A 12053-nucleotide genomic window follows, 5' to 3' on the forward strand; every position below is an offset into this window, starting at 1 on the left:
CTATGTCAAAGTTTAAAAAGAAGTTCTTAACGTTAGTTCTTGCAGCTACAGTAGGTTGTACCAGCATGTTTGCAATAACCGCAAGTGCAGCGACAGATTACTGGCAAAATTGGACAGATGGCGGCGGAACTGTAAATGCTGTGAATGGATCTGATGGTAATTACAGCGTCAACTGGTCAAATTCAGGGAATTTCGTTGTCGGTAAAGGCTGGAATATCGGATCAGCAACTAGGACAATAAACTACAATGCTGGCGTCTGGGCACCATCCGGCAATGGGTATTTGACTCTCTATGGGTGGACGAGAAACTCACTCATAGAATATTACGTCGTTGATAGCTGGGGGACATATAGACCTACTGGAACGTATAAAGGCACTGTGACCAGTGATGGGGGCACTTATGACATATATACGACTACGCGAACTAACGCACCTTCCATTGATGGTACACAAACTTTCACCCAGTTCTGGAGTGTCCGACAGTCGAAGAGAGCGACCGGCAGCAACGTCGCTATCACTTTTAGCAACCACGTTAACGCATGGCAGAGCAAAGGAATGAATCTGGGGAGTAGTTGGGCTTACCAGGTATTAGCGACAGAGGGATATCAAAGTAGTGGGAGCTCTAACGTAACGGTGTGGTAACAACTCACCTGCAAGCAGGGCAACTGACGGGTGCCTGAGCGTTTCTAGAATATTGAGAAAGTTTTTCAATCACTGATACTGCTAAGGCCGGCCGGCCTAACAGCCGGCGGTCTTATATACCTTTCAGAAAAGTGAAGGGGCGCGAGGGAACCGATCCCTTTTTCCTATCCGTTTAAAGGAGATAATCTATGAGAAAGCTATTACCTTTCTTTTTAATGGGAATGATGGTTGCTGTCAGCGCTTGTTCGCAAGAAAAACCTGAAAAGAATAATAACTTTGTACTAGTCAAAGGCGGGACTTTTATGAACACAAAGTCCAACTACTACGGAAAAAGTGTAAAAATATCGAATTTTTATATCGGCAAATATGAGGTAACTCAAAAAGAGTGGACTCAGGTAATGGGAAGTAATCCCTCGGAATTCAAAGGCGATAATTTGCCGGTAGAAATGGTAAGCTGGTATGACGTTGTTGAGTACTGTGTTAAAAGAAGTATAAAAGAGGGCTTAAAACCGTATTACAACATAGATAAGAATAATATAGACCCGAATAATAAGAGTGATAACGATAATATAAAATGGACAGTGACGATCAATGCGGAAGCTAATGGTTACCGATTGCCGACAGAAGCGGAGTGGGAATATGCTGCAGGTGGAGGTCAAGTGAGCAAGAGTTACACGTACAGCGGAAGCAATAATGCAGATGAAGTAGCATGGTATTGGAAAAACGCTGGAGATAAATACTTATCAGGTGATTGGAACTGGCCTGCGATAGAAAATAACCATAATAAAACAAAATCTATCGGTGACAAGAAACCCAACGAGTTAGGACTTTACGATATGTCAGGTAATGTAAGGGAATGGAGCTGGAACTGGTATGGAGACTTGGATAGTAATAGCGGGTCTTACCGGGTTGTGAAGGGCGGCGGTTGGATCGGTGACGTCAGCAACAGCCAGTTATCTTTCCGAGGCAAGTTCGAGGCAAATGGCGTTGGCCCCGATCAAGGTTTTCGTGTGTGTCGCGGCGAGTAATCGGGAACAAGGCATGCCAAGCATGACTTGAAGCGAGAATCAAACGATTGGGAGCAGATAGATTTCTTCCGCTACAATTTCGCTAAGAAGAATGAGACTGGTCATACCCTGATAACATAGAGACGTAACAAACAAACATACTATAAAGCTGGAGGTAGGTTTATGAAGAAGAAGAAATGGATGCTTGCCCTTATCGGAGTGATTTTATCGCTTAGTCTGATAACGTCCGCATCAGCAGCGTGGGAGTTCTGGGATCCGCTCACTTATCACAATCTAAGCACTTGGGAAAAAGCGAATAATTACTCTAACGGTTCCATGTTTAATTGTACATGGAGAGAAAATAATGCCAATTTCACCAGCGGCGGACAATTGGAACTAAAGATCACCAGTCCATCTTACAACAAATTCGACTGTGGCGAATACCGTTCCACGAACAAATACGGCTATGGTAAATATGAGGTCAACATGAAGCCTGCTAAGAATGTGGGTATTGTCTCCTCATTCTTCACTTATACCGGTCCGAGTGATGGTACCCAGTGGGATGAGATCGACATCGAATTCCTTGGCAAGGATACAACGAAAGTGCAGTTTAATTACTACACGAATGGTGTGGGCGGCCATGAGAAGGTCGTTGACCTCGGCTTCGATGCTTCTCAAGGATTTCATTCGTACGCATTCAATTGGCAGGCAGGCTCTATTAAATGGTATGTGGATGGCGTTTTGAAGCATACAGCCACCTCCAACATTCCAAAGACACCGGGCAAGATCATGATGAATATATGGAATGGCACGGGAGTGGATTCCTGGCTCGGGACTTATGACGGTAAAAATCCTCTATCTGCTTACTACGATTGGGTAAAGTATACGAGTAATTAATAATGACTTAATACTGAAAAAGCCATCCATCACGGCAGTTTTTTGTAAGCGCTTGCGATTATCCGCCGGGCTTTCATCATATAGATCTAGATGACCTATGATGCAGCGCGTACAACAGAATGGCTGCCGATGATTTAATTCATCGGCAGCCATTCGCATTTTCGGCCCCAAGATAAAAGCACTTATAAACCTCCTACGGTGTATAATAAGTGCTTTTTGAAGTGTCAAAAAAAGTTAGTAGTCGACTCCACATTGAATATTTGTTATTCAGATTTATGATTTGGTATATCTGGCAGCAAGGGGCAAGCCTATAATGGAGACAGCCCGCAGCCAGCTTTACCAACTATCGTTAATAGGAGGAGTCAACGTGTATCGGAAAGTATGTTCTACACTTTTAAGCTTTAGTCTTGTTGTCCCGTTCTTCTCTTCGGCAGCGCCAGTTTTGGCCGCTTCTGCAGAAGAAAAGCCATCATCAATGGCTGTTAATTTCGAGGACATGAATGGCCACTGGGCGAATCTTGCTGTCGCTAAATTTGCGCAGGCTGGTATTGTAACCGGTTACGAGGATCAAGAGTTTCATCCTGACGAGCCGGTAACGCGCGCCGAATTTGTCACATTCCTTAACCGCGTGTTCAGGTATGAGAGTGATGGACCGTCATTGTTTACGGATGTAAAACCTTCCGATTGGTATAAGGAAGCCGTTTCCAAAGCGACGAATGCCGGACTGATCCAAGGGTATCCGGACGGAAGATTTATTCCGAATGAGCGGATTCAGCGCCAGGATGCCGTACTTTTGCTAACTCGGGCATTTCAAATTAGCAATAGTACCAATGATTCGATATTACGTTTCCATGATGCTGCAGAAATCGATGATTATGCCAAGTCAGCTATGAGCAGTCTAATCTCGGAGGGATATCTAACAGGGGGCGACGGGCAAAATTTGCAGCCAAAACGTGCAATGACGCGTGCTGAAACCGTCGAATTGCTGGGGCGCATGATTGCCTGGATGAGCCCGGATTTTGGCGATATCACAACAAAGGAAATCAAAGGGAATGTAATCATCAATCGCCCTGGAACGACGCTTCAAGATGTGAAAATTGATGGGAATCTTTTTGTTACGGAAGGAGTAGGCGAAGGGGAGGCTACATTCAGCAACATTACGGTTGCAGGTGACACATTCATTAATGGAGGCGGCACACATTCCGTCATATTTAATAAGTCGAATCTGTCTCACGTGGTCCTGAACAAGAAGAATAAACTGGTGAGATTTGCTTTAAACGACAATTCTTCGGCTAAATTCATCGAGGTCAATCATCCATCTATCGTGGAATTATCTTCGGGTACTACAGTGAAGGAATTACATATTGGAGAATCGGCTTACGGCTCCAAGATCGTGAACAAAGGGACGATTGTTCATATGAAAGTAGGGGCTGCTGGTGTTACGGTTAACGATAAACCGGTGAGCAAAGGCGACGATCTTAATTTGCCCGAAGATTCAGGAGTTAAGCCTAGTACGCCAACCAGTTCATCAAGTAATTCAAGCAATTCAAGTAGTTCTTCGCAAGAAAGTCCTTGGCAATTGATCTGGAATGACGAGTTTAACGGCAATACAATCGATTCGAGTAAATGGAACGTTCAAGATACTGGAACAGTTTACAATAATGAGTTGGAATATTATAGTCCTAACAATGCAAGCATTGAGAAAGACGGTAACGAAAACGTACTTGTTCTAGAAGCAAAAAAAGAATCTCACTCGGGCCGTGACTATACGTCGGGTAAGCTGACCTCCCAAATGAAAGGCGACTGGACGTATGGAAAGTTCGAAGTTCGTGCCAAATTGCCTATTCAGCAAGGCATGTGGCCTGCCATTTGGATGATGCCTACAGATGAACTCAAGCAATATGGACCATGGCCTGGCTCCGGCGAAATTGACATGATGGAGCTTACGGGGCCAGTAGCGTCTGATCCCGCTAATGCGGATGTGTATCCGAGGAAGGTCCAAGGCACTATTCACTACGGTAATCCTCACGAGCAGCAATATAATCATTATTTACTGCCGCAAGGACAGACGTTTGCCGATGATTATCACGTGTTTTCGGTGGAATGGCTGCCTGGGAAAATCAGTTGGTTTGTGGATGGACATAAGTTCCATGAAACCAGTGATTGGGGTTCAAGGGGTGACGGGCAGGCGGAAAATTATACGTATCCTGCGCCTTTCGATCGGCCTTTCTACATGATTCTGAATCTGGCTGTCGGTGGCGATATGCCGGGAAATCCGAAGGGCGATTTCAAGTCCGATAAAATGTATGTCGATTATGTCCGTGCCTACAAGTACAAAGATTTGGATAAATTGCCTGACGTGACTGGAAAGCGCCCAGAGTCATCAAGTCTCAACTTGCCACAGCGTGATCCGATGCTGGACGGGAATCAAATTTGGAACAACAAATTCGATGGGGGGATTGACGATAATGGCGTTCCTCACAAATGGCAGTTCCTTAAGAACGTCAATGGCGATGGGAATGTTAGTATCGTCCAAGATCCAGTCAAAGGGAATGCAGCGAAAGTCACTGTTACGAATGCAGGCGACCAACTTTATTCGATTCAACTAACGCAAATGCCTCTCATGTTGGAACAAGGTAAGGCATATAAGGTCACTTACGATGCCAAGGCGGATGCGCCTCGTTCGATTATGTCGAAGGTGTCGCAATATCAGGGAAGTTGGACGCCTTATTCGGGAGAAGTGACTGGACAACTCACCGATCAATGGCAGACCTACGAGTACTCCTTCAATATGAAGAGTAAGACTGATAATAATACCCGTTTCGAGTTCAATCTGGGAAAGACGTCTACCGCGAACGTTTATTTTACAAACGTAAGGGTGGTTGAGATTCCGTGGATTCCGGAGCCGCCAAAGGTAAGGCAGCCGCTTAGCGACGGCAATCTGGTCTTTAACGGCGGATTCGATCAAGGCAGTGATAGAATGGCGTTCTGGAATATTACAAAAGCTGTAGGGGCAGTTGCAGCGGCCTCGGTAAGCAACGATCTTGTACCTTCCACCTACATGATGGATCGTAAGCTTAATGTAACCACAGCAAATGGTGGTACTACTCCTGAGAGTGTTTACTTGTCGCAATCAGGGCTTGTGCTCTCCAAAGGGGCTACGTATACGTTAACGTTTGATGCTAAGGCAGATCACAACCGTTCGATCGCAGTCGGTCTCGATTCAGGAGTGAGTGGCGGTGTAACCTATACGGGAGGACCGACCGTGAATCTGACTGATGCCATGAATACTTATACCAAACATTTTACGGTAAATGATACACAAACTGACTCTAACCTGAAGTTTCTGTTAGGCGGTGACACGGGAACAATTGTATTGGATAATGTACGTTTGATTAAACGTAATGATTCCCCCACAGTGAATGATTATGTTCATATTCCAGCAGACCAATATTGGGAAACGCGAGGAACAACGTTAGAAGCAAGTGGGGAGGGCGCTAAAGACCTCACAGGAATGGCCCCAGGCAATTATACTGATTACAAAATCAGCATCGTGCAGCCAGGACGCTATGTGCCATCAGTAAGGGTCTCAAGCGTCAAAGACGACTCCGTATTGAACTTTACGGTTCTGGACGAATCCTTGCATGCAGTGAAAACGATCGCAGTTGCCGTTGGCAATACTGGGGGCAGGCAATCGTATACAACGATTTATATCGAACAGTTGGATCTGCAAGCAGGAACCTATTACTTGCGTTTGGCAGGGCAGGATTATAGCACCGTATGGATCGGCTTCTCTCGGGAAATGATTCAAAACGGGGATTTCAGCAACAATGATACAAGTGGATGGACACTGATGAAAAATTCAGCAGACGCTGGCGTGCAGTCCACCGCAATTTCTGCAGCCAATGGGGAATTAAGCGTGGATATTGATGGACCTGGTGCGAACGAATACGATATCCAAGTTAAACAAACAGCAAATAAGGCGCTTGCGAACGGAAAGACATATCGGTTCAGTTTTGATGCTTCAGCGTCAGTTTCGAGGGATATGAAAGGAATCGTACAGTTAAAAGAGGCTCCATATACGCCTTATATGGATCAAAGAGTAAGTTTAACTGGCAATAAGCAGCATTTCGAGAAAGTATTCACGATGACAGCCGATGTTCCGGACGCAGTAGCTCTGTTTAGTTTAGGCAAACTCGGCGAAATTTCTGTCACTCATTCCGTTTATCTGGATAATGTTTCTCTGGTGCAGGTTATGTCACAAAAGGCGAATTTGATTCCCAATGGCGATTTTGCTTCGGGTTTAACGGGTTGGACATTATTCTCACAAGATAGCGGCCAGCTTGCCATCTCCAATGACAACGGTTCGTTGAGGGCCGATGTAGGAACTGTCGGGACAGAATCCTGGCAGCGCCAAGTTTACTATGAGGGAGTTGGTTATAAAAATGGCAACCAATACACGCTGTCATTCAAGGCGCATTCGACAACACCGCGTAAGATGAACATCAGTGTCGGTTGGTCGGATGATGCCGCTCATAACTACGCATGGCATGGTTATGGCAGTAAAATCATTGATTTGGGTACGACCGATCAGACATATTCGTTTACTTTTATTGATGACAAGGATACTACGGATAAAGGACGAGTGAGCTTCGAGCTTGGGAATATTGCCGGAGGCAATGCCGGCGACTTAAGCGTATTTATCGACGACATTATCTTAGTCAATGACGGCGCGATTACCCCTTGACACAATCCGATTCTAATTTTGTAGTGAATAACTTGTATATTGCTTTTTTGTTATCAATGCTGTCGATTTGTTATTTAATGCCTATTCTCTCAAATTTATAATAAAGGAGTAACAACGGTACCGGTTACATACAACTACTTATTTAGGGGGACTATCAATGCGTCTGCTTGGCAAAAAAGGATTAACTGTATTGACTACTTGTTCAATGGCACTTGTTTTCACGGCATGCGGCAGTAACACGGCAACGACAGACAGTAAACCAAAAGATAATCAAAGCACCACTTCTGTGCAAACAGCAAAAGCTGAAAAACCGATCACGTTGAAACTGGCTACATGGGAACAGCCAACGAATATTGCGGCTTTGACGAAAGTCAACGAAAAGTTTCATGCGAAATATCCAAACATTACAATTACGTTAGATACATCAAAACCTGACGCCGCATATCAAACTTTACTGCAAACCCGCTTAAACGCTAACGATGCGGATATCATAACGGATTTCGCGATCAACCCCAAAAAAGATTGGCATAAAGGCGCAGCCGTTCCTCCGCTGCAGCAATACATCGATGCCGGCCTGATTGAGGATTTGACGGGAAAACCGTACTTGAATAATTACTTCCCGGAAGCTTTGAAAAATGCCACTACATACAAGGATAAAGTTTGGGGTGTCGATATCGGAACCGTTACTTACACAGGCGTATTTTACAACAAGGAATTGTTTGAGAAAAATGGCCTAAAAGTACCGACAACTTGGCCAGAGATGATGGAGGTCTCTAAGAAGCTTAAAGATAGCGGAGTTTCTCCGTTCACACTCGCAGGCAAAGATGTGTGGCCGCTTGGAATGGTAGCTAATGGATTTATTCAGGCTATTGAGCCTAACGTTGAACAATTAGACAAGAAGTTATGGTCTGGTGAAACTAAGTTCACCGATCCGGTATTCTCGGAGATATTTACTAAATATCAACAAATGTTGAACTATACCGAGAAGGACTTTATGGGTATCGACTATGCTTCGGTCGTTGGACGGTTCGCAACGGGGAAAGCGGCTATGATGCCTGACGGGATTTGGAATTCAGGTGCCATTGAGAAAGCGAATCCGAGTCTGAAATTTGGATACTTTCCGATGCCAGCCAGTGATAAAGCGGAGAATAATAAAAATTTCTTCGGTAAATATGACATGTCTCTATTAGTCGCCGCAAAATCGGCTAATAAAGATGCCGCATTAAAGTATCTCGAATTTATCTCTCAACCAGATATCTATAACGAATTTATTAATACAGTTGGTTTCTTGCCTACTCAGCCAAATGTCAAATTCACGAATCCGTTTATGCAGGAAGTTGCTCCGCTTGCAAGTAGTTTGAAGCTGGCCATGGATGTTATTTGGCAAGCACCGCAAGGAGCTGGCGATTACACGGGCAGTCCGACGCCTGTTCAGTTTCTGAAGCCGGCAGGCAAGGAAACTCCTGAAGAAATTATGCAAAAGATGCAAAAAGAGTGGGAAGTCGAAATGAAAAACGCTAAATAATTGAAGACAAACACTTGGGGGTAGTCCTGCTTGCGCGCCTACCTCCATTTTTCACTAGACAGGAGTTGCTGGAGATGTATCCATTCGGTAAAAAGTGGCATAAATGGGCTCCCTACGGATTCCTGCTGCCGGCATTAATCATTTACATTGTATTTTCTTTTGGACCCTCAATGGCGAGCATTATATACTCATTTACCGATATTTCGGGAGTTGCAGGAGTGAAGTGGCATTTTATCGGTCTCGATAATTACAAAGAATTTTTTCATTCAGGCAGAACGGCGGCTTATTTGGCTTCGGTCAAGAGAACTGTCATTTTTTCGTTTGCTGTCACGATCGTACAGACAGCTATCGGGCTTCTTCTCGCTATCATTATTAATTCGAAATTGAAAGGCCATTTGTTTTACAGATCGTTGATTTTTATGCCGGTCGTGTTGGGCGTAACGGTCTTTGGATTGATTTGGTCGCTCATGTTTAATCCGATGGATGGACCGATTCAGAAGCTGTGGGGGATATTCGGCAGCTCTTCTACTTTTTTGGGCTCCTATGATTTGGCGTTCTACATCGTTGTTTTTATACAGATATGGGGCTCGCTGGGGTATACGGTGGTCATCTTTCTTGCCGGCTTGCAGGCAATCCCAGGCGACCTTTATGAAGCAGGTCATATTGATGGCGCTAGAGCATGGCAATCGTTTGTTCATATCACATGGCCAATGCTGGCTTCGACAGCCACAGTAAATTTACTTTTGGCCATTATTGGATCGCTGCAAACATATGACGTAGTTTTTGTTCTGACTCAAGGCAATTTCAACACAAGTGTACTTGGTTATGAAATATATCGTGCCGCATTCGGAGGTACGCCGGGTGCTTTAGGACTTCGACAAGGATTTGCTTCTGCGGTTGCTGTTATTCAATTCAGCATTGTCCTGGTCATAGCAGTAATTGCTCAATATTATTTACGGCGAAGAGAGGTGCAGTTGTAATGAAGATCCATTTGGTGCCCAGACCTCTCGGCTATCTCATCATGCTGATAATGGTGATACTTTACCTGTATCCCCTTTTATATCTGTTTAATGTGTCCTTTAAGCCGGACGTTGAATTTATTGTGGATCCGGTAGGCATTGTCAAGCAATTTCAACCTGAAAATTATGTAAATGCATGGAAACAGGGGAATTTTAGCACGTACATTTGGAACAGTATACTTTACACCGGTGTAGCGGTCGGGGCGTCAGTTCTGATTTCCGCTCTGGCTGCTTTTCCTGTATCCCGCAGTTATATCAAATGGAGCAACTTTGTATACGTATTTTTTATGATCGCGATTTTTTTGCCGAACAATATGATTCCGCAGTGGAATTTGATCCATTGGCTAGGTTTGTATAATACCAGAATCGGGTATATTTTGGTGAACACAGGGATTGGTCTCGGATTTATGCTCATGACGGGTTACATAAAGGCGGTCCCGAGAGAATTGGATGAAGCGGCCAGCATCGACGGGTGCAGCTATTCCAGATATGTGATGATGATAATTATGCCCCTAATAAAACCCGTATTGGCGACAAGCGCGATTCTGCAAGCAATAGGGGTCTGGAACAACGTGATAGGGGCGACCATTTATCTTTCCGATAAGAAGCTATTTCCAATTGTACTGGGGTTATTCAAGTTCTACGGCCAATTCAGCAATCAATGGACTTTATTGGCTGCGGCACTTGTCATTGTGGCAAGTCCAATGATCATCCTGTATATTTTCTTGCAGCGGTATATTATTGAAGGCGCCATGACGGGAGCAGTTAAATCATGATCGATATACAGAAAGGGAAATGATCAATGGCACAAATACGATTCCCACAAGATTTTCATTGGGGAGCGGCGACTGCTGCTTATCAAATAGAAGGGGCCTCGAAGGATGACGGGCGAGGACCCTCTATATGGGACACATTTTCGCATACGCCTGGTAAAGTGAAGAATGGCGATAATGGCGATATAGCATGCGATAGCTACTATCGATACAAAGAAGATGTCGCACTTATGAAAGATTTGGGAATTACGATGTACCGTTTCTCAATTGCATGGCCCAGGATATTCCCGAGCGGCACTGGAGAGATAAATTTGAAAGGACTCGAATATTATTCCAATCTGGTTGATGAACTTTTAGCAGCTGGAATCGAACCTGTTTGTACATTATATCATTGGGATTTGCCACAAACGTTGGAGGATCGGGGCGGATGGGCAAACAGAGATACAATTGGTGCGTTTGTTGCCTATTCGGAAGTCATTTTTCGTGAATTTGCAGGGAGAATCAAGTATTGGATAACTATAAACGAACCATGGTGCATTTCATTTCTCTCCAATTATATGGGTATTCATGCGCCTGGGAATCGGGACTTGCAGCTCGCTGTTACGATTTCACATCATCTTCTGATTGCTCATGGTCGAGCCGTGAAACGTTTCAGGGAACTGGGGATCTCAGGACAAATAGGTATTGCTCCTAATATGACCTGGTTGGAGCCGTATTCCAATCGCAAGGAAGACGCGGATGCATGCCGCAGAGGCATCGCTTTCTTTTTGGAATGGTTTATGGATCCGGTTTTATTAGGAAAGTATCCGCAATTTATGCTCGATTGGTTCGCCTCGAAGGGAGTCTCTCTGGAAATAAAGGAAGGCGATATGAAAGATATTCACTATCCAATTGATTATGTGGGGATTAATTATTATACGGGCAATGTGGGCAGATACAAGCAGGATGAAGGTTTATTCGACTATGAGGATGTCGATACCGGATATGCTAAGACAGATTTGGATTGGTTTATTTATCCCGATGGATTTTATAATGTGCTGTGCTATATTACGCAAAAGTACGGGAATATCCCACTTCTAATTACAGAAAATGGCGCTTGTTATAACGATGAGGTGGAGGAAGGGCACGTAACCGATAATAGGCGAATTCAATATCTAAAGCAGCATTTGATTCAATTGAATCGTTGTTTGGAGAGCGGTGTGAATCTGATCGGTTATCTCACCTGGTCATTGCTGGATAATTTTGAATGGGCAGAGGGATACGGCAAACGATTTGGACTCATACATGTCGATTTTCAAACGTTAACCCGCACGCGAAAGAACAGTTTTTTCTGGTATAAGGAAGTCATTCGCAAAGGCGGATTTGATTTGTAGATTTAGATCTCCTATCAAATGCTGAAGAGCCTTACAGCGTAATTGACCATACAATTATTACAAAAACGCGG

The 12053-nt window shown here is 44.3% G+C and carries 8 protein-coding genes; all 8 read left to right on the plus strand.

Annotation, left to right across the window (positions count from 1 at the left end; genetic code table 11):
• Nucleotides 1-2 precede the first annotated feature (2 nt).
• Nucleotides 3-641 (plus strand): glycoside hydrolase family 11 protein, encoded by a 639-nt coding sequence (locus BC351_RS40345; RefSeq protein WP_079421333.1) that lies wholly within the window; start codon nt 3-5, stop codon nt 639-641.
• A 188-nt stretch (nt 642-829) separates the two neighbouring features.
• Nucleotides 830-1669 carry a formylglycine-generating enzyme family protein gene (locus tag BC351_RS40350; RefSeq protein WP_079421334.1) on the plus strand — a complete coding sequence of 280 codons (840 nt, stop codon included), beginning with the start codon at nt 830-832 and terminating at the stop codon, nt 1667-1669.
• A gap of 162 nt (nt 1670-1831) precedes the next feature.
• On the plus strand, nt 1832-2545 hold the full coding sequence (bglS, locus tag BC351_RS40355) for a beta-glucanase (protein WP_079421335.1): 714 nt from the start codon (nt 1832-1834) through the stop codon (nt 2543-2545).
• A gap of 367 nt (nt 2546-2912) precedes the next feature.
• The gene (locus BC351_RS40360) at nt 2913-7292 is read left to right on the plus strand and encodes a carbohydrate binding domain-containing protein (RefSeq protein ID WP_158082396.1); all 4380 of its coding nucleotides are present in this window, start codon (nt 2913-2915) and stop codon (nt 7290-7292) included.
• 157 nt (nt 7293-7449) lie between these two features.
• Complete coding sequence (locus BC351_RS40365; RefSeq protein WP_079421337.1) at nt 7450-8817, plus strand: ABC transporter substrate-binding protein; 1368 nt, start codon at nt 7450-7452, stop codon at nt 8815-8817.
• Nucleotides 8818-8891: 74 nt separating this feature from the next.
• Nucleotides 8892-9797: a carbohydrate ABC transporter permease gene (locus BC351_RS40370; protein WP_079421338.1), complete on the plus strand. Its 906-nt coding sequence runs from the start codon at nt 8892-8894 to the stop codon at nt 9795-9797.
• Nucleotides 9797-10612, plus strand: a complete 816-nt coding sequence (locus tag BC351_RS40375) for a carbohydrate ABC transporter permease (RefSeq protein WP_079421339.1) — start codon at nt 9797-9799, stop codon at nt 10610-10612. The genes BC351_RS40370 and BC351_RS40375 overlap by 1 nt, the downstream gene beginning before the upstream one ends.
• Nucleotides 10613-10638: 26 nt before the next feature.
• A complete protein-coding gene (locus tag BC351_RS40380; protein ID WP_079421340.1) occupies nt 10639-11982 on the plus strand; it encodes a GH1 family beta-glucosidase in 1344 nt (447 codons plus the stop codon).
• Nucleotides 11983-12053: the final 71 nt, after the last annotated feature.

The organism is Paenibacillus ferrarius (assembly GCF_002027705.1).
Lineage (GTDB): Bacteria > Bacillota > Bacilli > Paenibacillales > NBRC-103111 > Paenibacillus_E > Paenibacillus_E ferrarius.

Bases quoted from the DNA above. Each gene is read 5' to 3' on its own strand.
- BC351_RS40345 (WP_079421333.1), top strand. From the start codon at position 3: ATGTCAAAGTTTAAAAAGAAGTTCTTAACGTTAGTTCTTGCAGCTACA.
- BC351_RS40350 (WP_079421334.1), top strand. From the start codon at position 830: ATGAGAAAGCTATTACCTTTCTTTTTAATGGGAATGATGGTTGCTGTC.
- bglS (WP_079421335.1), top strand. From the start codon at position 1,832: ATGAAGAAGAAGAAATGGATGCTTGCCCTTATCGGAGTGATTTTATCG.
- BC351_RS40365 (WP_079421337.1), top strand. From the start codon at position 7,450: ATGCGTCTGCTTGGCAAAAAAGGATTAACTGTATTGACTACTTGTTCA.
- BC351_RS40380 (WP_079421340.1), top strand. From the start codon at position 10,639: ATGGCACAAATACGATTCCCACAAGATTTTCATTGGGGAGCGGCGACT.
- BC351_RS40375 (WP_079421339.1), top strand. From the start codon at position 9,797: ATGAAGATCCATTTGGTGCCCAGACCTCTCGGCTATCTCATCATGCTG.
- BC351_RS40370 (WP_079421338.1), top strand. From the start codon at position 8,892: ATGTATCCATTCGGTAAAAAGTGGCATAAATGGGCTCCCTACGGATTC.